This window comes from Bradyrhizobium sp., from assembly GCF_036735945.1.
In the GTDB taxonomy this organism is placed as follows: domain Bacteria; phylum Pseudomonadota; class Alphaproteobacteria; order Rhizobiales; family Xanthobacteraceae; genus Bradyrhizobium.
The window spans coordinates 1-23,340 of sequence record NZ_DAINNI010000072.1; the positions used below are offsets into that span (position 1 = coordinate 1).

Below are 23,340 nucleotides of genomic sequence, written 5' to 3' on the forward strand. Positions count from 1 at the left end.
CCGGCACCATGCAGCTCACCGAGCCGCAGGCCGGCTCCGATGTCGGCGCGCTGCGTACCCGCGCCGAACGCGCTGCCGACGGCACCTACCGCATCAAAGGCAGCAAGATCTTCATCACCTATGGCGACCACGACATGACCGATAACATCGTGCATTTCGTGCTGGCCCGCCTGCCCGATGCGCCCGCGGGCACCAAGGGAATTTCGCTGTTCCTGATTCCGAAATTCCTGGTCAATGCCGACGGCTCGCTCGGCGCGCGCAACGACATCTATCCTTCCGGCGTCGAGCACAAGCTCGGCATGCACGCCTCCCCCACCTGCACCATGACGATGGGCGATCAGGGCGGCGCGATCGGTTACCTGATCGGCGAGGAAAACCGGGGCATGCTCTGCATGTTCACGATGATGAACCAGGCCCGCCTCGGCGTCGGCCTCGAGGGCGTCGGCATCGCCGACCGCGCCTACCAGCAGGCGCTGGCCTTCGCGCAGGAGCGCCGCCAAGGCCGCGCCGTCGGCAAGAAGGGCGACGGTCTCGATCCCATCATCGTGCATCCCGACGTCAAGCGCATGCTGCTGCAGATGCGCAGCATGACGGCGGCGGCGCGCTCGATCTGCTACGCCACGGCGGTAGCGCTCGACGTCGCCGTCCGCGCCAAGGACCCGAAGGTGCGGGCCGATGCCGCCGCGCGCGGCGCGCTGCTGACGCCAATCGCAAAGGCGTTCTCCACCGACATCGGCAACGAGGTGGCCTATCTCGGCGTGCAGATCCACGGCGGCATGGGCTTCATCGAGGAAACAGGCGCCGCGCAACACTACCGCGACGCCCGCATCACCTCGATCTACGAAGGGACCAACGGCATCCAGGCGATCGACCTCGTGACGCGCAAGCTTGCCGCCAACGGTGGCGCCTCGGTCTGGGCGCTGCTCGACGAACTCAACGGCATCGTCAAGCAGGTCGAAACTTCCAACGATCCCGCCTTCGGCACCACCGGCGCCAAGCTGCGCGACGCGCTCGGCTCGCTGGAGCGCGCCAGCAAATGGCTGCTCGAGCGCGTGACGTCGGCGCCGAACGACGCGCTCGCCGGCGCGACGCCGTATCTGCGCCTGTTCGGCTCGACGCTCGGCGGCTGCATGCTGGCCGGCGAAGCGCTCGCCGCCAAGGGCAACGGCGAGACCGGCGGCGATCCGCAGCGCTACGTGACGGTGGCGCGGTTCTTCGCCGAGAACATCACCGTGCAGGCGGCCTCGCTGGAGAAAACGGTGACCGACTCCGCGGACGCCGTGAACGGCGCGGATGCCGTGCTGCTTGGATGACGATCCGCAAGGCGGGTTAGCGACAGCGTAACCCGCCGACCTGCGCACACCGGGCGAGACATACGGCGGATTACGCTTGCGCTGATCCGCCCCTGCCCGTGCGTCTGTCGTGTAGCGCACATAACGTCCCGAAATTGCACACTAAGTTCCATTTGCGGCGCGTTGTATCGCGGCAACACCGACGGGAAAAGTCCACCTCCGCGGCCGTCGGCCGTTGCGCATTTATTTCGCGGTGCGAACAATATGCCTCGTCACGTGCTTCGCTTTGCAATCGGGCTCATGCAGAGCCTTGGGGAGGCCGGATCATGGACCCATGGCGATCGGCGACGAAGACGCAGCGCCGCATCAATGCTCTCGCGGGCACGGCTCTCGCGAGCTGCGTTCTTGCCTGGCTCGCAGGCTTGGGCGCAGCTCCTATCCGCCAGGTCAGCGCTGCCGTCGAGCAGACCGGCGTGGTGCCGTCAGTGAAGCGCTTTGCGCCCTCTCCCGTCACAAGCGCCGCACCTTCGGACACGCCGCAGAAGTTCGTTGTGGCCAGCGCCGACCCGAGTGAGATCATTGCGCCGGCGCCCGCCGAGTCCGTGATCAAGAAAGTCGCCGAAACGACGGCGCAGCTTGCCGACTACGAGCCGATATCGCTGTTCGAGATTTCGTCAGCTTCACAAGCGCTTTCGTCAGAGGAACCGGCCACCGAGCTGGCGATGGTCAGCCCGACCGAAGCGGTGCCCGACAATACGCCGGCGATCCCTCCTCTAGAGATCAACGAAGAATGCCTGGTCGTGGATATCTGCATCGACCGCTATCTGTGGGCGCTCTACGAACGCGCCCCGAAGATCGACGCGATCAAGGTGTCCGAGCAGCGCAAGGTGACGATCAAGCGCAAGGGCAGGATGAAAACCGTCACCAGGACCTTCACCAAGCGCGTCGATCAGGACTTCACCTGGAAGGATCCAAAGGCTGCCGAAAGAGTCGGCATGTCGATGATGGACTATGTGATCGGCGGCATGGACCGGAAATTCAAGCTGAAGCTGTTTTACGCCCTTCAAGCCGCCGAGCAGGCCGGGCTGTATCCCGGCATCACCAGCGCGTTCCGCGATGACTATCGTCAGGGCATCGCGAGCGGCCTGAAGGCGGCCAGCGACCGCTCCTACCATGGCGGCAGCCTGCGCGGCGGCTACGGCCGCGGGCTTGCGGCCGACATCGTCAGCGTCAAGGGCGCCACCCGCGCGCAGCGATGGGTCTCGACCGAAAAGCTCTGGAAGTGGATCGACGCGAACGGCAAGGACTTCGGGATCGGCCGTCCCTATCTCGACCGCGACCCGCCCCACGTCGCGCCGATCGACGGCCAGGAATATGTCTCCCGCCGCGGCACCGCGAAGACGCAAGAGGCAAAAGCAGAAGCGAAGAACAGCAAGGTCGCGGAAGCCAAGCGTGGGAAGGCCAGCCGGCAGGCTGCGCACCATAGCAAGTCGAAACAGGCCAAGGCGGCCAAGCTCGCCAAAACCAGGATGGCCAAGAGTAATGCGGCCAAGACCCGTGCCGCCAGGATCGCTGCCGCCAAGCCGGCGAAGACGGCCAAGCTCGCAAGAGCGAGGACCATGTAACGAGATCGGGCGCGCACTGCCGCGCCACATCGTAATCCAGTCTCAAGAATCTCGTCGTGCCCGGGCTTGCCGCGTCCGGTCAGCCCGTGTTGCGGACCGCATCAGCCAGCATGGCGAGTAGCTCGTGCTTGCTGAATTCCCGGGCCGGCTTCACGGTCGCCTTGGACTTCGCCATCCTGGACTTGGACACGTTGGACCTCGCCACCCTGGGCTTCGACACCACGGTGTCCACGGACATGGCGCAGGCCGCCATCCGCTTCGGCTTTCGCGTCGGCACTGAGACGATCTTCGGGCTCGCTGTCGGCGGCTTGTGACCGCGCTTGTGGCCCAGGCGCTTCAGCTTGGCGCTGACTGCGTTGCGGCTAAGGCCAAGCCGGCTTGCAATTTGTCCTGCACTGTGGCCGTCGGCCCAGAGTCTCTTGAGCAGTGCTACGTCGTTCGCATCCCAACTCATGGGAACAATCATACGCCTGATGTCGGCAAGAAGCGAGTCATTGCTGACGATGCACCATCCGTCTCTTCATCGCTTCGTTAACGCGATCATCATCGCTCGCTATCTCTCCCCCGCGAACTGGACGCAGCGACCGTCAGCGCGATCGCTGCGGGATCGCAGCACAGCACCATCAGCAGTATCAGCCAGCGCACGGCAGCCTCGGGCGCGGCGCCGACCATCATCGCGAGATACTGGATCGGACCCGTAGATGCTTCGATACGCGAGCGCTCGCCGGTCAGCGCCGCGCGGTCGGACTGCAATCCGACCAGCGTTGCGGTAGCCGCCTGCCGCTGCGTATCCAGGCCATCCCGCGTCGCGCGCTCCTGCGTCGCGATGTTGAGGGCTCGCGTCACCCGGCCGCGTCGTGTCGATTCATCGATCGCACGGTCGATCTGCGCGATGCGGCCGGTGAGATCGGCCACCACTGCCGTTTGCGCCACCATGCGGGCATCGAGCGATTCAATGCGCTCGGTGACGCCCGAGCGCGCCGTGGCCGCCGCGCCGACATGCGCCTCGACCAGCTTGCCGAACACGCCGGCGGCGTTGATCAGCGCAAGGCCGGCGACGAGGACGACCATCACGGAACGCAATTTCCAGCTGGTCTGGCGCCAGTTCGCCGCCAGCCACCCGGCGATCACGAGCTTGCCGGCTTCCATCGTGCCGGCGAGCACCATCACCGCGACCGGATCGCCGGGAAATATCTCGGCCATGCCGGCAACCGAGAAATAGGCCGCCACCGTCGCCAGCGCGAGCGCCGCGACAATGGCAAAGCCGCGGCTGGTGCGTTCGCGCCGTGGCGGAACGGGCACGGGAGCAACGGCCTCCGACACGGTGGGTGCGGCGAAATCCGGCGGCGGCTCGATCTGTACGGTGGGTACCCCCGCCTCGCCTCCGAGCTCGGCAGCCCCGACATCCGCTGCCGGTGTCGTTTCCTTGGCCTTGCTCGTCCTGGCTGCCTTGCTCTTGGCGGTCCTGGTGCGGCTCGGCGCAGAACTCGCGCGGCCGCGCTTTGCAGCCGGCGTCGGCGTCTCGCCGGATGACGGGACGCCCACCTCTTCCACAGGTGTCGTCACCAATCTCGGCGTGCGGTTTGCAGCAACAGCCAGATCGTCGAGCAGTCGACGGCGCACGGCATCCCCGTCGTCTCTCAACTCGGCCGTGGAGAGCGCATGCGTAATGGGGCGGCGGCTCATGCCCGCCTCCGTCTCGCCAGTGTGAAAGTCAAACTCGCTCCGGTGAACCGCAGACGCGTGCCGTGACCGTCAGCCTCGACAACATACACGGAGCTTTCGTTGATGGCCCGAAGCGCGGCAACAGCCGGCGCCGAACGGCGGCCCTCACCGAGGTGCCCGGCTTGCGTGCCAATTGCAAACTTCGACATCGAAGACTCCTACTCAAATCAATGACCCGCGATTATATCCGCACACGCGCGCCGCCGCTGCCTAACGATGCGCCTTCCGACATTTAGGACGATGGTTGTTGCACGAATGCCGCATTCAGATTGTCAAACGGAACCACTTCGCACGTTGCGCGAGGCAAACACGGCGCGATGTCAGGATTGAGTCCGGAATGCTGTGGAGAACGCAATCCGTCCGATGATTTGCGAAGCCGCGGCAAGCGTCACTGCGAATCGATAGGCGCCATCCACCACTGTTGCGGCGTGATGACAGTTGCGACCAATCCGCCGCAGGGGCCGTAGTTCTACGCTTTGCGAATCGTGCACGGCGGAATTCTACTTTCACCGCAATTGTTTCCTTGAGCGTTCGACAGGAATGCCCCGCGCCGAAAACGGCGCGGCTTGAAGTGCGTAAATTTACGGGCCGATTCCATGAGGGCCGGACGCGCACCCTGCTGGCACGAACCCTGCATGGCGTCAGCGAGCCGGATATTCAACAACGAAGGTTGCCATGCTCGTTACCCTGATCGCCGTTCTCTGCAACAGCCAGCTCTGCCTTGAAAAGATCGTGACCACCAGTGACCAGTCCGGCATCACGATGGGCGCCTGCGCTGTCAACGCGCAAATCGGAATCGCCGACTGGCTCTCCAAGGGCCCGTACCACGCCTGGCGATTGAAGGGCTACAAATGCGTCCTCGGCAAATACACGCCGAAGAACGAGGCGTGATCACGTAGCGCGCGGGATCGGTAGAGCGCCGGAATAAACATCAACGCCAGCTCTCCGCCGAACCCTTCCGCCGGTTCACCGGTCGAAGGCGGATGCTCAGCGCCGTTTGGCCCCATTGCGCCGCGTGACTTTGGCCCATAGCCTGAGGCAGGCCGTGGCGGACCTGCGGCAGGATGCCCTGGTTCGGAAAGATTGCCTGCGTCATTCCATGGCGGCGCGCTGATACGAGAGGAGCCATGTTTTCATGCATTGGCCGCAGTCGGCGGCAAGGGGAGGTCATGCCGGGATAATCCACTAGTGTTGCCCAACCAACGAACACACGATGGCCGGCCAGGCCTCGTTCAAAATCAGAAAAGCAAGCTTAGGGAGGAGTTTCAATGCGATTTTTGAAGACTACGTTTGCGGCCGGGGCCGCGACATTGATGTTGGCGGGATCGGTCCTCGCACAGGGCAAGCCCGCCGAAATCAAGGTCGGCATCACGACGTTCCTGTCCGGACCGGCCTCCGTGTTCGGCGTGCCCGCCAAGGCGGCCGCTGAAATGATCGCGGAGGACATCAACAAGAAGGGCGGCATCGGCGGCGTGCCGGTCAAGGTATCCTTTGTCGACGAGGGCGCCGGCGGCGAGGCGCTGGTCTCGAACTACCGGCGCATGGTGCAGGACGAAAAGGTCGACGCCACCTTCGCCTCGATCTCCTCGGGCAGCTGCAACCAGCTGGTCCCGGTCGCCGAAGACCTCAAGGTCATGAACTTCATGTGGGACTGCGGCGCGGCCTCGATCCTCGAGACCAAGAAGTACCGCTACAATTTCCGCACCCAGGCCAACGGCACCCCGGAGATGCTCGCCGTTCTCGTCTATCTCCTCAAGGTGAAGCCGGACTTCAAGACGATCGCGGTGGTCAATCAGGACTATGCCTGGGGCCGTGAGAGCTGGGAAATCTTCTCGACCGCGCTGAAGGCCATGAAGCCGGACGTTCAGGTGGTCGCCGAACTGTTCCCGAAATTCGGCGCGCCCGACTATTCCACCGAGATTTCCCGTCTGCTCGCATTGCGGCCCGACGTCGTCCTGACCACGAGCTGGGGCGGCGATCTCGACACGCTGGTTCGCCAGGCCGGTCAGCGCGGCCTGTTGCAGCAATCGACCTTCGTGCTGGGGATCGGTGAATCCTCGATCCAGCGGCTGGGCAAGGACCTGCCGGAAGGACTGATCGTCGGCGCGCGCGGCGATCACTGGTTCCTGCATCCCGAGAAGAAGAACGATGCCGCCTTCAAGGCCTTCAACGAGGCGTTCAAGGCCAAGACCGGCGCCTGGCCGATCTATCCGGTCTATCACATGTCCCAGGCCTTCTCGGCGCTGCAGACCGCCTACGACAAGGCGATCAAGGCGAACGGCGGCAACTGGCCGACCCGCGAGCAGGTCGTCGATGCAGCCGCCGGCATCGAGTTCGCCACCGGCTTCGGCCGGCCGGTCACGCTGCGGCCGGAAGACAACCAGGGCCTGGAAGCGCAGCTTGTCGGCGTCACCAAGTCTGTGCCGGGCTACGACTTCAAGGTGCTCGACAACATGATGATCTTCGATCCGAAGGTGATCACCAACCCGGCGGGCGTGCGTTCGGTCGACTGGCTGAAGACGCTCAAGCCGGAATTCGTCAAGATGGACGTGCCGACCTTCAAGCAATAACGCCGCGATCTCCGTCCTCCGGACCTCTTCCGGAGGACGGCCCTCCCCTTGAAGGCTTGCCATGAATTCTACCCTTGCCATCCTGGCTATCCTCGACGGGATCAGCTACGCCGCGCTGGTGTTCCTGGTTTCCGTCGGGCTCAGCCTGATCTTCGGCGTGCTGCGCGTCGTCAACGTGGCGCACGGATCGCTCTATGCCTTTGGCGCCTACCTGGCGGCGACATTCAGCCTCGCGATTGCGCCGCTGTCGCCCTGGCTGACCTATCCCGCGCTGATCGCGGCCTCCATCGTCATCGGCGTCGTGTGCGGCGGGTTCATCGAGCGCTTCCTGCTGCGACCGCTCTACGGACGGGACGACGTGCTGCAGCTCCTGATCACGTTTGCCGCCTTCATGATCATGGACAATCTGCAGCGGCTGCTCTGGGGCGTTCAGCCGATTTTCGCAGCCGAGCCGTTGAAGCTGTTGCCCAACATCTCCGTGTTCGGCGTGAACTATACGTCCTACCAGGTGATCCTGCTGCCATGCGTGGCGCTGGCGACGCTGTTCGGCCTGCGCTACTTCCTGCGCCGCACCCTTGCAGGCGCCGTGATCCTGGCGGTCACCGAGGATCGCGAAGTGTCGACGGCGATCGGCATCGACGCCAAGCGGGTCTACTTCGTCACCTTCGTCATCGGCGCGAGCTTTGCGGCACTCGGCGGCGCGCTGGCGTCGCCGACCACATCGCTGGTGCCGGGCATGGGCGCCGACATGATCGTGCTGTCCTTTGCGGTCGCCGCGACCGCCGGCCTCGGGCAGATCGAAGGCACCGCCCTCACCGCGCTCATGATCGGCCTGACGCGCGCATTCATCATCTACATCCATCCGGAGTTCGAGGTTCTGGTGCCCTATCTCCTGATGGTGCTGGTGCTGCTGGTGCGGCCGTTCGGCCTGTTCGGCGGCACCCAAGTGAGGAAAATCTGATGGCGGGCCGTCTCAAGCCGATCACGGCAGTCGCCGTCCTGTTCTTTCTCCTCTGCGCGATCGCGCCGCTGTTCGTGTCGAGCTGGGCCACGCTGTTCGCGCTGATCCTCGCCAAGGGCGTCGTCGTGCTCGGCATCGTCCTCTTGCTGCAGGCCGGACAGGTATCGTTCGGACACGCGATGTTCTTTGCGATCGGCGCCTACAGCGCCGCGTTCTGGGGCAAGTACATGGGTGGCGGGGACATCCTGCTCTACCTCGTGCTCGGCGGCATATCGTCCACCATCTTCGGACTGATCGTCGGCATGTTCGTGGTGCGCTACCGGGAAATCTTCTTCGGCATGCTCAACCTCGCCTTCTCGATGGTGCTGTGGTCGCTGCTGGAGAAGATGTTCCACTACACCAACGGCGCCGACGGCATTCGCGTCGCGCGCCCGAGCCTGCTCGGGATGTCGTTCACGCCGGAAACTTTTCAATACGTCATCCTCTATGTCAGCCTCGTGGTGGCGATCGCGGCGTTCTATGGCGTGCAGCGCTATCTCGAGAGCCCGCTCGGCCACATGCTGCGGGCCATCAAGGCCAACGAGACCCGGCTGGAATATCTGGGCACATCGGCCCGCCACGTGCTGCTGATCGGGTACGTGATATCAGCCTTCCTCGGCGGCATCGGCGGCACGCTGGTCGCCATCATCCAGCAGATCGCAACCCCCGAGTTCGGCTTCTGGACCAAGTCCGGCGAGTTCGTGTTCATCGCGATCCTCGGCGGCGGCGCCCATGCCTTCGGCGCCTTTGCGGGTGCTGCCGTGTTCGAGGCCGTCCGCTTCTATGCCGCCGCCCACCTTGCGGATTCATGGCAGCTCATCCTCGGCGTCGTGCTGATCGTCATCATCCTCTATGCGCCGAGCGGCCTGATCGGGCTGCGGCAGCGATCGAAGCAGGGAGGTCACTGATGGCCAACGTCCTGCTGTCAGCCAAGGACATCAAGATCCGCTTCGGCGGCGTCATCGCCGCCGACGGCATCGACCTCGACGTCTATGAGGGCGAGAACCTCGCCATCATCGGGCCGAACGGCGCCGGCAAGACCACCTTCCTCAACATCTCGACCGGCTACCTCCGGCCGCAGGCCGGCACCGTGACCTTTCTCGGCCACGACATCACCGCACACCTGCCGCGCACCATCACCAAGCTCGGCATCGCCCGCGCCTTCCAGATTCCGCAACTGTTTCTCGACCAGACCGTGATCGAGAACATGCTGATCGCGGCCGCCTCGCTGAAGGGCCGCCCGTCCGGGTTCACCGCGCTGTCGGACCTGCCGGAAGCATCCGAAATGGAGCGGCTGCTCGACCTCGTCGGCGTCAAATCCTACGCCGAGCGAAAGGCACGCGAACTGCCCGAAGGACAGCGCAAGCTGGTCGACATCGCCCTCGCTCTCGCTCTCAAGCCCAAGCTCTTGCTGATGGACGAGCCGACCTCCGGCGTCGCCTCATCCGAGAAGCTCGGCATCATGGACATCCTCACCACGGCGCTTGCAAAGGAGAAGGTGACCTCGGTCTTTGTCGAGCACGACATGGACATGGTGGAGCGTTACGCGAACCGCGTCGCGGTGTGGAACATGGGCAAGATCCAGAAGGTCGGCACGCCGGCGGAAGTGCTGGCCGACCCGAAGGTCCGTGAACAGGTGATCGGCATATGACACCGATGCTGAGTTTCGAGAACATCAACGTGGCGATCGCCGGCGCGCCGGTGCTGCGCAATGTCACTTTCGCCCTGAAGCCGGGCGCCAGCGCCGCGCTGATCGGGCGAAACGGCGCCGGCAAGACCACGACCGTACGTACCATCATGGGCTTCACGGAGGCCGACGGCACCGTGCGGCTCGGCGGCGAGGACCTCGGGCCGATCCCGCCGCACCGCCGGCCGGCGCTCGGCCTTGGCTATGCGCCGGAAGACCGCCGCCTGTTCTCCGCGTTCACCGTGGAGGAGAACATCCTGCTGCCCGGCCGCGTGGCGAAGCTCGGTCCTGACGAGACAAGGCGCAGGCTGGAGCGCGCCTATTCCGTGCTGCCGGAGTTGAAGGAACTCGCCAATCGCCCGGCCGGATCGGTCTCCGGCGGACAGGGCAAGATGGTCGCGCTGGGCCGCGCCCTCATGCTCGGGACGCGCCTGCTCATTCTCGACGAACCGTTCCAGGGCCTCGCGCCCGTGCTGGCGCAACGCTACGCCGAAGCGCTGCGCCGCCTGCGCTCGCAGGACAAGGACATCACGCTCCTGATCACCGAGTCCAATCCAAAACTGCTGGAGACGTTCGCCGACGTGACGCTGACGATCGAGCGCGGCGAGATCGAAACGCGCGCGAGCAACTGAGCCGCCGACGCGATTGGCGTGGCACTCGACGAACATGCTGGCGTCGGCGCTCGCAGACATGACCTCTCCTTCTCGCGGCGCGATGCGCCCGAGGTTTCCATGAAGCTTGCCCCTCCACGGAGGGAGCAGGGAATGCCGGGTGCTTGCTGCACCCGCGGTCTCGTGTGCAATAAGTGCGTAGAAATGCGCACACGAGCATACAGGTACAGCCGAGGCACGCCGGCATTCCCTGCGCAATGGTTTGACGGCTTATGCCGTGCTCTCCCCGGAGCCGAATTCTTTCTGGCCTCCGTCGCTGCCGGCTTGATGACTCAACCGATCCGGTTGGATCGAACAAGCCACCGGCAGCTTGGCACCAGCCACGGGTGTCAGGACCACACGGTTTTGCCGTACGCTTCAGCGCCGGATGTCTTGCGCGCCGTGCCCGCTCATGAGGTTCAACTCACCCTGCGATCACGTTTCGCGCCCGACGCTGCCGCGTCCACCACATCCCGCCCCGCGTCCGTGACGATCGCGATACGCCCCTCGTGAGGGACGAGACGGCGACAGTTTTAGTTCTGATTTGGGGTAATCGCGAAGGGAATTGTTTTTTCGGGACGGGCTGGACGGTACAAATCAGTTTGATTTCGCTGACGAAATTAGTTTTTTCGCGCAATGCGATTCCGGGCGGTTACCACACCAGCGAGACTTGCCGACGCTTGGCATCTTGATGATTGTTGTATTGCTCTTGGCAAAATGACTTGCGTGAGCCGAGATCTGGTCCTTCCTGATAAATTGTGCGGCGCGCGCATGCCCTGTTTACCCGAGAAGCCGCTTTATCGCTGGTGCGCTCACGGCTAGTCTCGCTCACCTGTTCAGGCGACATCCACCATACTCTCGCCGCGAGGCAGGAAATCGACGCGTCGCTTACTTCGGAAGGATAATGGGATGCGGGCCGTGATCGTCGGTGCGGGGATGGGCGGGTTGATGACGGCGTTGGCGCTGCGACAATCCGGCGTCTTCGCATCGGTCGATGTCTACGAGCAAACGAAGGTGCCCAGCACCGCAGGCGCCGGGTTGAACATCCCACCCAACGGGGCGCGGATAAGCCGCTTGCTGGGCGTCGACCTCGATGGCGGGGATCCCCGGGGCCCCGATGGAGCGATCGACGGTGGCCGGGCGGCAATCCTGGAATCGACGCGGCAGTTCAACACCGATGGGAGCATGACGAAGAGGCCGTTCGATCATGTCACCGCCGCGGGCGACGGCGCCGGATTTCACCACATGCACAGGCTGGACCTGTTGATGTGCCTGTACAAGCGAGTGCTCGAGTTCGGCCCCGACAGCGGGGCGCCGTGCCCGATCACCGTGCATATGGACTGCAGGCTGACGCAGTTGCGTCAGACCGCCGGCGAGGCGACGGCGACATTTTCAAACGGTCGAACCGCCACCGGAGATGTTCTCGTCGGTGCCGACGGGATCAACTCTGCCACGTTGAGGCTGGCGTGGCCGAATCCGCGTCCCAAGCGCTGGACCGAGGTGACCTGCTTTCGTGGACTCATTCCGCGGACGGCGGTCGCCTCGCTCCGCAAGGCTGACGGCAGCCCGCTGGACAATAATCCCATCGATTCCTTCAGCATGGATCGCCACCGGAACGACAGGAGCGGTGCGACGACATATTGGGTGCGCGGCGGCGAGCTGTTGAATGTGTGGATCGCCCGCTATGAGCCCTACTCTGCCGCATTCGAGCAGGAGGAGGGCGATTGGTTTCCGGTCAGTCAGGAGGAGATCCTTCGCGAGGTCGGCGAGGCCTTCGAGGGGAGTTCCAGTCGCGAAGATCTGCTCGCTCTGGCGGGAGCGATCGTTCGTCCGACCAAGTGGGGCCTGTACGATCGTGATGCGCTCGAAACCTGGGTGCAAGGTTGTATCTGTCTGCTTGGGGACGCGGCGCACCCGATGCTTCCCACCTTTGGGCAGGGTGCCGCCCAGTCCTTCGAGGACGCCGCCGCGCTCGCCAGTGCCTTCGCCCTGCACAAGCGCGATGTGGCGACGGCGCTGCTGCATTACGAGCGCGTGCGGCATTACCGCGCCACCCGCTTCCAACTTGGCTCCAAGTTCGCCTTCGATCACTTGCGCGCCAAGGACACCGCCGAGCAGAAGGCGCTGCTTGAGAAACTCGACGAGCGAGTGAGCCCGGCCTTTGCCCACGACAAGCGCGGCGGCGAGGACGACTCCTGGATCTACGCGTACGACGCCCGCAATATCGGCGCCGAATTGCCTTACAAGCGATTGGGGCCGTGGGACTTCCGCCGGGCCGCCAAGGCCAACTACGCCACGGTTACCGGCGCGCTGTGGAAGCCGGCGTCTCCTGCCGGCGGTACACGCCGCGTCACGCGCGAAGAGGTCGCCCGGCACAACACCCGGGACGACTGCTGGGTCATCATCTCGGGAAAAGTCTACGACATCTCCGAGTGGGCGCCCCATCACCCCGGCGGCGCTGGAATCGCCCGAATGTACGCCGGCAAGGAAGCCACTGCGGAATTCGGCGACTACCACAGTGCCGAAGCTGTCGCGCACATGGCTCATTTCTGCATCGGCGACCTCGTCGACCAAGGAACGCAGCGAAGTTCTTGATTCTTTTGCACGTAGTCATGTTGGGTCTTCGGCGCGAGCCTGCGGGTCGTCATGTCTTCGATCATGCGCCGGCGCAACGGGCTCTTTGCCTCGTCGGTCATGGGGATGCTCCTGTCTTGGTGGAGGTTGCGAACCCCTCATCTCAAGACAGGGCGCCCCGTTGCGCTATCGTTTTGGCTGTGTCGCCAGCCTCGATGCCCTACCGCGCGAGCGGTTTAGTCCGTTGACCCATATCCGACATCACCCCTCTGGCACCCCGGCCACGCGCATGCCCTCATAGAAGCGCTCGCGTCCAGCGAGGTAAGTCGGATTGTCACTCGGCACGTTGGCGCGGAAGCGGGAGATGGTGAAAGTCGGGTCGAGCGCAAGCCCTGCTTGGGCCGAGGATCGCGCCTCATCAAGCTGACCGAGGTGCGCTAGCGCGGTGGCAAGATAGATATGCGCGCGTGGATGATTTTGGTTGATCTCGACCGAGCGACGGAACCGTGCGACCGCCTCCTGGTCGGCGCCGAGCTGCAGCTTGGCGAAGCCCGCGAAAATCATCCAAACAAAAGCCTCCGTATCACGAGGACTGAGGCGGAGTGCCTCTTGGACATGGGCCTCAGTCTCCTCGCCGCGACCGAGAAGATACTTGGCGCGACCGATGTAGGCGTGCGCATTAGCTAGGTTTCGATCCAGCGCCAATGCCTGCTCGCATTCAGCTATGCCTTGGGCCGCGCGGTTTGTGAACATTTTGATGTTTCCTAGAAGCCAGTGGGCGCGTGCGTGCTGGGGGGCCAGGGACAGAGCCTTGATCAAGGCCGTCTCAGCCGCTGCGAGACGCGCGGCCCGCTCAACGGTCAAAGCCATGCCAACAGCTGCCGCATCAACAACTGCCAATCCGACCAGCGCTTCGACATTTTTGGGATCGAGCGCCAAGGCGGGTTCAAAAAAGCTGCGCGATTGCGCAAGATACTCGGAAGTCCTTCCCTTGTTTAAGCAAGCCATGCCCTGGAAAATCAAATCCATCGCATCGGGATGCAGCGAACGCTCCGCCCGCCGCGCCTCAGCTTCAACAAGTTGAGTATTTAGCGTGTTAGCGAGCCTCGATACGATTTCGTCCTGCATATCGAATAGATCAGCGACTGGCTTATCGAACCGTTCGGCCCACAGGTGTTTGCCAGTCTCGGCGTCGATCAGCTGAACATTCACGCGAAGCCGGTTGCCACCACGCTGCACCGAGCCCTCCAGTACGTAGCGGACGTTTAACTCGCGTCCGATCCGCTTGAGATCAACCGCTTTGCCTTTGAACGTAAATGCGGTGTGTCGGCCAATCACGAATGAGCCATTGATGCGCGACAAGTCTGTGGTCAGGCTCTCGGTCACGCCGTCAACGAAATAGTCTTGCTCGGGATCGCCACCAATATTCGCAAACGGCAGCACCACCATGGACAGACGCGGCGCTGAAAGCGAGCTTGGCATCGTGCTACCGACCTTTGTCACCGGGCTAAGTCCCTCTCGGGCCACGGCATAGGCTCGGACCGGACGAGCAATATTCTTGAGGTTCTGCTCGCCCAGATCGGCGAACTCAACCCCGACCTTGCCTCGGACTTGATCGTAGGCAGAAGACGAGATGCAGATGCCGCCCGGTTCGGCGATGCCCTCAAGCCGCGCCGCAATGTTGACGCCGTCTCCGAAGATGTCATGAGGCTCGACGATTACGTCGCCAATATTGACACCCACGCGGAAAGCAATACGCGTGTCTTCCACATCACCGATGGTAAGTTCCTTGACGCGGGTCTGGAACTGCAAAGCAGCTCGAACCGCTTCGACCGCGCTCGAAAACTCCGCCAAGCACCCGTCGCCGGTGTTCTTCACGATGCGTCCGCCGTGTTCCGCAATCGCGGGCTCGACGGCGTCCGCTAAGAGCGCTGTCAGTTTGGCGTGCGTAGCCTCTTCGTCACTGTGCATCAGCCGCGAATAGCCCGCGACGTCGGCGGCCAATATCGCCGACAACCTGCGCTCGACCCGACCTCGCGGTTCCTGCACCATGGCTCGCAGTCCACCCACAGATACTGTACGACGGATCGGCTGAGAAATCCCGAGGTTCGTATAGCACTGCTTCAGCCGTTCCAGCAGCCGGGCTAAAGTCCGTAATTGTAAAGGGTTTCGGATGCTGGCCCCATGAAGGTGGTGCCGCGCACACCGGGGGGCCGGCGTCCGAAAGCCTCCAAGGGAGGAAACCGCGCTTAAGGGAACGTAAGAGGGTGCGGCAGGCGCTATGGGGATTTGAGTGCCGCGGGTGACGCGTTTCAACGCTGGTCGGGTGTAGCGCCGAGCGAATGGCGGAATAGCTAATTGCGGTTGCACAAATGCGGATCTCGGCTGACGTTGGCTTGTGGCCCCTGGTCTGCTAGGCCCCGAGCGCTCCGCGATGCTCTTCTGAAAACACATGGGCGTAAAGATTGGCGATCCACTGCTTTCCTTCCTGCGTGACCCGCAGATACCTCAGCGCATCGCCGATATAGGGACGGACCGCCTTCCAGAAGAACAGCGGGTACGCTGCACGTAGATCGTCAGAACTCTTATAGCCGAGTTTCTCGCCAACGCCGGTTTCGCGAAATTCCGCGAACAATGCCGAGGTCTTCCGCAGATAGTTGATGTCGGCCAATTGTCCGATCAAGTCCGCCGCTCTGAGCAGGCCGGGATAATCAGCGGTACTGGCGTGCTGTTCGTGTTCAGGTACCGGAAATCTCGTGTGCTCGATATTGGCCTGGATTTCGAGCGTATCGATGTGTGTCAGGCTCGCTTTCCCGAAGCGCTCACTGACAAAGAGTTTCGATCGCGTCACATGATAGGGAGTCATCGACGCATCGGTCGCCCCCGGCGGGATATCCACCAGGTCGCCTTTTTCGTTGCAGACATATTTCCCGTCCTGGTCGCCCCGGCATACCCCCCGTACATAGCCGATGTCGTGACAAAGAAGCGAAATGACAAAGTGCAGCCAATCGCGCGGCGTAACGCCGCCCTCCTTGGTGTGCTTCCCGCGCAAAATCTCCTGGCCGACAAGCGTCACCATGATGGTGTGGTTCATATCGTGGTAGGCCGCATCGCTGTCGGCGATGTTCTCCAAGGCCAGGCGCCCCACGAAAGCAATGATATCCGGATAGGCCGGCTCCAGGACGCCGTAGCTTTGAACGTACGCCGCTCGAAGCTCTTCGATAAATGCCTGGATGACAATCTGTGTGGGATTGAACATGGTCGCCTCCCCCGGATTGAGTGATGATATTCCAGTTCGCGCCCGCCGTCACGAGACCGCTTCTCGATGCCCCTGCCACGGCCGATGTCGGCTTCTGATCTGAGCGGACATGGAACGACCAAGGGCTGAAGCCCGCTGGCGACCCGGAAGCGAGCGCGTAGCCCGCAAGAGCGCAGCGACATGCGATATTTGTCCGACACGCCTCATGTACAACCGATGGCTGCGGCATTACTTTGCCGATTGCAGCGCCGGGTGAACCGGCTGGGCATTGACAGCATCCTCGAATCCATCGGCCACCGGAGGATCGACATGATATTGCTGCTGGTTTTATTCGTCATTGTTGGACTTGCGCTGGTCGTACTATCGGCGTGGTATCGATTTACTTCGCAATGGGTGTTCTCGTCGATGGAAATGACCGAGGCAGCCAACGACAGATGGCGCTTCATGTTCTTTGTCGGCTGGACACTTTCGTTGCCGCTCGCGTGGATTGCCGAATGGTACGGCTATCTCGGCCTCTACCACCATTGGCAGAACATGCCCAATCCTCTTCCGGAGTTCACATATGGACGCAAGGTGATCAGTGATTTGTGGACGGCGGTGGCAGCGGTGCTTGGGCTATTGGCCTGGAACAAGAAGCCGTAGCGCAAATAAGATTTCAGCGCGTAGCCCGCATGAGCGCAGCGACATGCGGGCATTGCGGAGGCTGAGCCCCGGATATCGCTACGCTCATCCGGGCTACGACCTTCGCTCATCCGGGCTGCGGCCTGGACGCTCGTGGCCGGATCATCCATCGACGCTTCTTCAAGCCGCGCGGCCGACATCACATCGAGCAGCGAACATACGGCATTTCCATGGGCACCGGCCCCTTGGAGCTGAGTGTGATCTTGTTTTCATCGGAGATTTTCACGTCGAATGCCACGTCTGAAATCGCGACACCGTCCGAGCACGACGCAATCACCCGCACATTCGGCCCGTCGTCATGCAACGATTTGACAGTGCATTTTTGAAATGAACCCGTAATTTGCCTTCCCTGGACGATCAAACCGCCCGCGTGGAGATCAGCATCTTGCTTGAACGCAAGCTTGTCATTCTTCCTGGTAAACATCTGACCGCAGGCCGAGGCATCGATCGACCAGGCTCCGTTCAAATCCGCAGCCTGCGTCGAGGCCGATTGCATAACGAGAAGTATCAGCAGCACCAACGGATTGAAGGTTCTCATGAAACGCTCCTGTTAAATGGCCAATATCCCAACGGAGGCTGTCCGATCGGACGCGGAATTGTAGCTTGATCGGTCTCTTCGAGGCGGGCAAGAGCAGCACCGCAAAGGGCCTTTCGTATTGCCCTCGCATGGCCTGCGACGAGTTGGCGTGTCTCTCGTTGATCTAGGTCAATGAGTTCTGCGGGCATTCGGTGTCGTCCGCACCTCTCACCGCAACATCCGGGCATGCCGGGGAGGAATCGAGCATGTAGGATGGGCGGAGCGAAGCGATACCCATCGACAATGGCGTAGAACAGTGATGGGTTTCGCTGCGAGCTTCCCATCCTGCTGATTCATTCGATCGGCTTCAGCCCGGCCTCGATCGCTGCGCGGCACGGCTCGAGGAATGGCGGCAGCGCCAACTTCTCGCCAAGACTCTCCATCGGCTCGTCCGTCGCAAAGCCCGGGCCGTCGGTGGCGATCTCGAACAGGATGCCGTTGGGCTCGCGGAAATAGAGACTGCGGAAATAGAAGCGGTCGATCTCTCCGCTGTTGGGCACGCGAAGCTCGTTCAGGTGCTGCGTCCAGGCGTGATACTGCGTCTCGTCGGGCGTGCGGAAGGCGACATGGTGCACGCCGCCGGCGCCCTGCCGCGCGACGGGTGAATTCCTGTCCTCGATCACATGGAGTTCGGCGGCAGGACCGCCCTCGCCCATCTCGAAAACGTGGATCTGCGCGCCATGGGCGGCGTACTCGCGCGCGCGGCGCATGTTCATCACGTCGGTCAGCACGAAGGCGGTGCGCGACAGCTCCTGCACGGTCAGCACGATCGGGCCGAGCCCGCGGATCTGGTGCTCAGGCGGCACCGGACTGCGCTCCCAGGGCGAGGCGGTGCCCCGCCCGCCATCGTCGATCAGCACCAGCCGCTGCCCCTCGCCGTCCTCGAACGGCAGCGTCAGGCGGCCGTCGACCTCGACGACATCGCTGATAGCCACGCCGGCCTCTCGCAGGCGATCCCGCCAGTAGCCGAGGGTCTTCCCGCCGTTGACGCGCAACCCGGTGCGCGAGATCGCATTGGTTCCGCGCCGCTCCGGCGCGGCCGGGAAATCGAAGAAGGTGAGATCGGTGCCGGGACGGGCTTTGCCGTCGGCATAGAACAGGTGATAGGCGCTGACGTCGTCCTGGTTAACCGTCTTCTTGACCAGCCGCATGCCGAGCAGGCCGGTGTAAAAAGCCAGATTCTCCCGCGGCTTCGCGGAGATCGCGGTCAGATGATGAATTCCGCCCAGCTGCATTGCATTAACCTTCTGTACCGGGACGGTTTGGCCCCTTGCCGGATCATGTAGGATGTGGCCGGATGATTCACCAGCGGCACAGTTGCCGCCGGCGTTCCAGGAACAGGTTCATGCCCGGGCATCTCATTGTATCCGACGAAGACGCGACGCGCGTGATCAAGCTGCGGCGCCCCGAGAAAAAGAACGCATTCACCCAGGACATGTATCGCGGCGTGAGCGATGCGATCGACACGGCGCAGAACAACCCCAATATCCGCTGCATCATCATCACAGGCGGCTCCGGCGTGTTCACCGCCGGCAACGATCTCGAGGATTTTCTCAAAGAGAGCACTTCGGCCACCGACACGCCGCGCGGCGCCTCCAACGCCGTAAAGCTGCTCTATTCGCTGGCGCACAACGTCAAGCCGATCATCGCCGCCGTCGACGGCGTCGCGATCGGCATCGGCACCACCATGCTGTTCCATTGCGACTATGTGCTGGCCAGCACGACCGCGACGTTTTCCACGCCCTTCATCAATCTCGGGCTGGTGCCCGAAGGCGCCTCCAGCCTGCTGATGCCGCGCACCATGGGCTACCAGCGCGCCTTCTCCATGCTGGTGATGGGCCGCAAGTTTTCCGCCGACGAGGCGCGCGAGGCCGGCTTCGTCAACGTGGTGGTGGCGCCCGGCCATACCGAGGCCGAGGCGCGCAAGGTGGCGCGCGAGATTTGCGCGTTGCCGGCGGAAGCGGTCGCGATCACGCGCAAGCTGCTGAGGCCGCCGCCGGAGGACATGACCCGCCGGATCGACCAGGAAGGCCATCTGTTCGGCGAACGGTTGCGCTCCAGGGAAGCGGTGACGGCGTTCAAGGCGTTCTTCGATCGCAAGAAGGGGTAGTCCCGCCGTCATTGCGAGCCAACGGCTCCCAATGACGCGGAAATATCAAGGTCATGAAACTTCCATCCCGTCCTCTCCTCGCACTATCGATCATGCTCGCGCTCGCCGCACCAACCCGCGCGCAAACGCCGGCGCCGGTCGACCTGCGCCTGCTCGCGATCAATGATTTTCACGGCTACCTTCGTCCGCCCCCGGGCGGGATCACGATCGCCGATCCCGAGGACAAGACCAAAAGGATCACGGTCGCCGCCGGCGGCGCCGAGCATATGGCAACCCTGGTGCGCGAGCTTCGCGAGGGACACAGCAACACGATCTTCGTCGCGGCCGGCGACCTGATCGGCGCCAGCCCGTTCCTGTCGGCGCTGTTCCACGACGAGCCGACGATCGAATCGATGTCGATGATGGGCCTGAATATTTCCGCCGTCGGCAACCACGAATTCGACGAGGGCAAGGACGAACTGTTGCGGATGCAGAACGGCGGCTGCCATGCAGTCGACCAGTGCCGGGGCCCGCAGCCGTTCACCGGCGCGAAGTTTCGCTATCTCGCCGCCAGCACCTTCGAGAAGGCCACTGGCAAGACGATCTTGCCCGCGTATGAGATCAGGGAGTTTGAGGGCATCCCGGTCGCCTTCATCGGCCTGACCTTGAAGGGCACGCCGGGGCTGGTTTCGCCGGTCGGCATCGCCGGCCTCGAATTCCGCGACGAGGCCGAGACCGTCAACGCGCTGATCCCGGAATTGAAGGCGCGCGGCGTCGAGGCCATCGTGGTCCTGATCCATGAGGGCGGATTGCCGACCGGGGACTACAACGAATGCCCCGGCATCTCCGGGCCGATCGTCGACATCGTCAAAAAATTCGACAAGGCGGTCGACGTCGTGGTCTCCGGCCACACCCATCGCGCCTATGTCTGCGAGATCGACGGAAAGCTCGTCACCTCAGGCGACAAATACGGCACGCTGGTCACCACTATCGACCTCAAGCTCGATCCCGCCACCCGCGACATCGTCAGCGCCAGGGCGAGCAACAATATTGTCCGCACCGCGACGCTGGCAAAGGACCCGCAACAGACCGCGCTGCTGGACGCCTATGACCGGGTCGCCGCACCGATCGCCAACCGCCCGGCGGGATCGGTGAGCGCAACGCTGTCGCGGGTGCCGAATACGACCGGCGAAAGCCCGCTCGGCGACATCATCGCCGATGCGCAGCTCGCCATGACCAGCGCCGCGGACAAGGGAGGCGCCGTCGTCGCCTTCACCAATCCCGGCGGCATTCGCACCGACATCACGCGCAAGGAGGACGGCGCGGTCACCTATGCCGACCTGTTCGCCAGCCAGCCGTTCCGCAACCAGCTCGTGACGCTGACGCTGACCGGCCGGCAGATCAAGGACATGCTGGAGCAGCAATGGCTCGATCCGAAGCGGCCGCGGATATTGCAGGTGTCGCGGGGATTTTCCTACGCGTGGGACGGCTCGAAAGGCGAAGGCGAGCGCGTGCTGCCTGAGCGAATGTCGCTGAACGGGCAGACCATCGATCCCGCCGCGAGCTACCGCGTCACCGTCAACAACTTCCTGTCCGTCGGCGGCGACGGTTTCACGGTCCTGACCCAGGGAACATCGCCGCTGATCGGCGTCTACGACAGCGACGCGCTTGACGCCTATTTCAAGGCCAACAGCCCGATCGGCCCGACCACGGCGGATCGCATTGTCAGGATCAATTAGACGCGGCGCGCGCTGGACGACGTTCCCCGGATGCTGCGCAGCGCGGCGCACTGGCGCCGTGATGCGCTGCTGATCCGGGGTCCACGTGTTGCCATTGTGGGTCCCGGCTCTGCGGTGCATCGTCAAGAGACGCTGCACCGCGTCCGGGACACGGAAACCGGAAGAAAAGGCTTGTCTGTTCCTAGCCACGCGTCGGGCCTTTCCGAGCGGCCCCTAACCGCCTAGATTAGCGGCCTCGCCGGCGCACGCCTTTACGCCAGGATTTCGCATGACGCTGCTTCTGACCCATACCGCCTGCCTCGACCATGTCACGCCGCCGGGGCACCCTGAACGTCCCGACCGGCTGCGCGCGGTGGCCGAGGTGCTTGGCGAGGAACGCTTCAAGCCGCTGGTGCGCGGCGAGGCGCCGGAAGGCAGCCTCGATTCCGTCACGCTCTGCCATGGCGAGCATTATGTCGGCGAGCTCCGCCACATCGCCCCCCAGAGCGGGATGATCTATATCGACGGCGACACCTCGATGTCGCCGGGCACCTGGGAAGCCGTGATGCGCGGCGTCGGCGGCGCGGTTGCGGCGACCGATGCGGTGATGTCCGGCGCCCACCAAAATGCCTTCGTCGCGGTGCGTCCGCCCGGTCACCACGCGGAAGTGTCGAAGCCGATGGGCTTCTGCTTCTTCGACAATGTCGCGATCGCCGCCCGTCACGCGCAGCGCAAATACGGCATCGGCCGCGCCGCCATCGTCGATTTCGACGTCCATCACGGCAACGGCACGCAGGATATCTTCTGGCACGATCCGACCGTGATGTACTGCTCGACGCACCAGATGCCGCTGTTTCCCGGCACCGGCGCCATCGGCGAGCGCGGCGAGCACGACACCATCGTCAATGCGCCGCTGGCGTCCGAGGACGGCAGCGCCAAGTTCCGCGCGGCGTTCGAAAATTTGATCCTGCCGCAATTGCAGAAATTCTCGCCGGAACTGGTCATCATCTCCGCCGGATTCGACGCGCATTACCGCGATCCGCTCGCCTCGCTGAACCTGAAAGCGGAGGATTTCGGCTGGGTCACCCGCAAGCTGATGGATGTGGCCGAGACCAGCGCGGGCGGACGGGTTGTCTCGGTGCTGGAGGGCGGCTACGACCTTCAGGGGCTGAAGGAATCGGTTGCAGCCCATGTCACCACGCTGATGGGCGCGTAGAAGTCGCGTCCGGCGCAAACCTTGCTCTGCTCTCGACCGGGGGCGCATCCGGGAACCCGATATGGCCGAAAACACCCAAGTGGACGTCAAAAAGCTCACCTTCGAGCGCGCGATGGAGGAGCTTGAATCCATTGTGACCCGGCTCGAGGGCGGCAAGGTGCCGCTCGAGGAATCGGTCGCGATCTACGAGCGTGGCGAGGCGCTGAAGCGCCGCTGCGAGGAACTGCTGCGCCAGGCCGAAGCCCGCGTCGACAAGATCACCACCGATGCCAGCGGCAACGCGACCGGGACCGAGCCGCTCGACGTGCAGTGATCGGGGCGAATCGTCCCCCGCCTTCCCCAAAACGCCAAATAGCCGGTCGATATCGCCGCCTATTTAGTTCTAGGCCCCCTGCCCAGCCTGTTATAGTCGGCCATCATCCGGGGACAGTTCGTGCGCGTCCAGCACCGCCATATCATCTATATCCAGGGCTACGATCCGCGCGGGCTGGCGCAATATTACCGCATGTTCCGGACCGAGCTGCGCAAGTTCAGCCGGCTTTACCAGGTCCAGACCACCATCAGCCGGCCCAAGGTCGCCTCCGACGACGAGATCGCGTCCTGGGGCATCGAGACCAGGGCCGAGGACTGGCAGACCCGCACCTCCTACGACTTCCTGCGCTTCGAGGATTTCATCC

21 protein-coding genes and 1 pseudogene are annotated in these 23,340 nt (G+C 63.4%); 16 read left to right on the top strand and 6 right to left on the bottom strand.

Annotation, left to right across the window (positions count from 1 at the left end):
• From V7E26_RS20300 to V7E26_RS20310, 3 genes are all read left to right on the top strand, one after another.
• The coding region (locus tag V7E26_RS20300) for an acyl-CoA dehydrogenase (RefSeq protein ID WP_324419494.1) at positions 1–1,313 on the top strand (1,313 nt) is incomplete at its 5' end.
• Positions 1,314–1,618: 305 nt separating this feature from the next.
• The gene (locus tag V7E26_RS20305) at positions 1,619–2,917 is read left to right on the top strand and encodes a hypothetical protein (protein WP_324419496.1); all 1,299 of its coding nucleotides are present in this window, start codon (positions 1,619–1,621) and stop codon (positions 2,915–2,917) included.
• A 191-nt stretch (positions 2,918–3,108) separates the two neighbouring features.
• Positions 3,109–3,231 carry a hypothetical protein gene (locus V7E26_RS20310; RefSeq protein WP_324419533.1) on the top strand — a complete coding sequence of 41 codons (123 nt, stop codon included), beginning with the start codon at positions 3,109–3,111 and terminating at the stop codon, positions 3,229–3,231.
• Here the strand turns inward: V7E26_RS20310 and V7E26_RS20315 are convergent.
• Together V7E26_RS20315 and V7E26_RS20320 are read right to left on the bottom strand one after the other, a co-directional pair.
• Positions 3,174–3,383, bottom strand: a pseudogene (locus tag V7E26_RS20315) (GcrA family cell cycle regulator); the annotation flags it as partial. The gene V7E26_RS20310 and the pseudogene V7E26_RS20315 overlap by 58 nt on opposite strands.
• A gap of 77 nt (positions 3,384–3,460) precedes the next feature.
• Positions 3,461–4,603, bottom strand: coding sequence for a hypothetical protein (locus V7E26_RS20320; protein WP_324419498.1), 1,143 nt, complete (start codon positions 4,601–4,603; stop codon positions 3,461–3,463).
• A 714-nt stretch (positions 4,604–5,317) separates the two neighbouring features.
• On the opposite strand from V7E26_RS20320, the gene V7E26_RS20325 reads away from it, so the two are divergent.
• From V7E26_RS20325 to V7E26_RS20355, 7 genes are all read left to right on the top strand, one after another.
• Positions 5,318–5,533, top strand: coding sequence for a hypothetical protein (locus V7E26_RS20325; RefSeq protein WP_324419500.1), 216 nt, complete (start codon positions 5,318–5,320; stop codon positions 5,531–5,533).
• 377 nt (positions 5,534–5,910) lie between these two features.
• Positions 5,911–7,212 (top strand): ABC transporter substrate-binding protein, encoded by a 1,302-nt coding sequence (locus V7E26_RS20330; RefSeq protein ID WP_324419502.1) that lies wholly within the window; start codon positions 5,911–5,913, stop codon positions 7,210–7,212.
• Between the two features lie 61 nt (positions 7,213–7,273).
• Positions 7,274–8,173, top strand: coding sequence for a branched-chain amino acid ABC transporter permease (locus tag V7E26_RS20335; protein WP_324419504.1), 900 nt, complete (start codon positions 7,274–7,276; stop codon positions 8,171–8,173).
• On the top strand, positions 8,173–9,120 hold the full coding sequence (locus V7E26_RS20340) for a branched-chain amino acid ABC transporter permease (RefSeq protein WP_324419507.1): 948 nt from the start codon (positions 8,173–8,175) through the stop codon (positions 9,118–9,120). Before V7E26_RS20335 ends, V7E26_RS20340 begins: the two co-directional genes overlap by 1 nt.
• A complete protein-coding gene (locus V7E26_RS20345) occupies positions 9,120–9,863 on the top strand; it encodes an ABC transporter ATP-binding protein (RefSeq protein ID WP_324419509.1) in 744 nt (247 codons plus the stop codon). Before V7E26_RS20340 ends, V7E26_RS20345 begins: the two co-directional genes overlap by 1 nt.
• 5 nt (positions 9,864–9,868) lie before the next feature.
• Positions 9,869–10,531, top strand: a complete 663-nt coding sequence (locus V7E26_RS20350; protein ID WP_324419511.1) for an ABC transporter ATP-binding protein — start codon at positions 9,869–9,871, stop codon at positions 10,529–10,531.
• A 927-nt stretch (positions 10,532–11,458) separates the two neighbouring features.
• Positions 11,459–13,144 (top strand): cytochrome b5 domain-containing protein, encoded by a 1,686-nt coding sequence (locus V7E26_RS20355; RefSeq protein ID WP_324419513.1) that lies wholly within the window; start codon positions 11,459–11,461, stop codon positions 13,142–13,144.
• Positions 13,145–13,384: 240 nt separating this feature from the next.
• Here the strand turns inward: V7E26_RS20355 and V7E26_RS20360 are convergent, their stop codons facing one another.
• Positions 13,385–15,175, bottom strand: a complete 1,791-nt coding sequence (locus tag V7E26_RS20360; protein ID WP_324419515.1) for a tetratricopeptide repeat protein — start codon at positions 15,173–15,175, stop codon at positions 13,385–13,387.
• Positions 15,176–15,536: 361 nt separating this feature from the next.
• Positions 15,537–16,382, bottom strand: coding sequence for an Npun_R2479 family HD domain-containing metalloprotein (locus V7E26_RS20365; protein ID WP_324419517.1), 846 nt, complete (start codon positions 16,380–16,382; stop codon positions 15,537–15,539).
• 180 nt (positions 16,383–16,562) lie between these two features.
• Here V7E26_RS20365 and V7E26_RS20370 point away from each other — a divergent pair, with 180 nt between their 5' ends.
• Positions 16,563–17,024, top strand: a complete 462-nt coding sequence (locus V7E26_RS20370; RefSeq protein WP_324419519.1) for a hypothetical protein — start codon at positions 16,563–16,565, stop codon at positions 17,022–17,024.
• Positions 17,025–17,202: 178 nt separating this feature from the next.
• Here the strand turns inward: V7E26_RS20370 and V7E26_RS20375 are convergent, their stop codons facing one another.
• Together V7E26_RS20375 and V7E26_RS20380 are read right to left on the bottom strand one after the other, a co-directional pair.
• Positions 17,203–17,601 carry a hypothetical protein gene (locus tag V7E26_RS20375; protein WP_324419521.1) on the bottom strand — a complete coding sequence of 133 codons (399 nt, stop codon included), beginning with the start codon at positions 17,599–17,601 and terminating at the stop codon, positions 17,203–17,205.
• 332 nt (positions 17,602–17,933) lie between these two features.
• On the bottom strand, positions 17,934–18,875 hold the full coding sequence (locus tag V7E26_RS20380; RefSeq protein WP_324419523.1) for a ring-cleaving dioxygenase: 942 nt from the start codon (positions 18,873–18,875) through the stop codon (positions 17,934–17,936).
• A gap of 110 nt (positions 18,876–18,985) precedes the next feature.
• Between V7E26_RS20380 and V7E26_RS20385 the strand changes: the two genes are divergently transcribed.
• The 5 genes from V7E26_RS20385 to V7E26_RS20405 form a co-directional block, all read left to right on the top strand.
• Positions 18,986–19,750, top strand: coding sequence for an enoyl-CoA hydratase-related protein (locus V7E26_RS20385; RefSeq protein ID WP_324419525.1), 765 nt, complete (start codon positions 18,986–18,988; stop codon positions 19,748–19,750).
• A 53-nt stretch (positions 19,751–19,803) separates the two neighbouring features.
• Complete coding sequence (locus V7E26_RS20390; protein ID WP_324419527.1) at positions 19,804–21,468, top strand: bifunctional metallophosphatase/5'-nucleotidase; 1,665 nt, start codon at positions 19,804–19,806, stop codon at positions 21,466–21,468.
• Positions 21,469–21,736: 268 nt separating this feature from the next.
• Positions 21,737–22,663: a histone deacetylase family protein gene (locus tag V7E26_RS20395; protein ID WP_324419529.1), complete on the top strand. Its 927-nt coding sequence runs from the start codon at positions 21,737–21,739 to the stop codon at positions 22,661–22,663.
• Between the two features lie 61 nt (positions 22,664–22,724).
• Entirely contained in the window at positions 22,725–22,976 is a 252-nt protein-coding gene (locus V7E26_RS20400; RefSeq protein ID WP_324419531.1) for an exodeoxyribonuclease VII small subunit, read from the top strand.
• Positions 22,977–23,096: 120 nt separating this feature from the next.
• On the top strand, positions 23,097–23,340 hold a 244-nt coding region (locus tag V7E26_RS20405), incomplete at its 3' end, for a hypothetical protein (protein WP_442893440.1).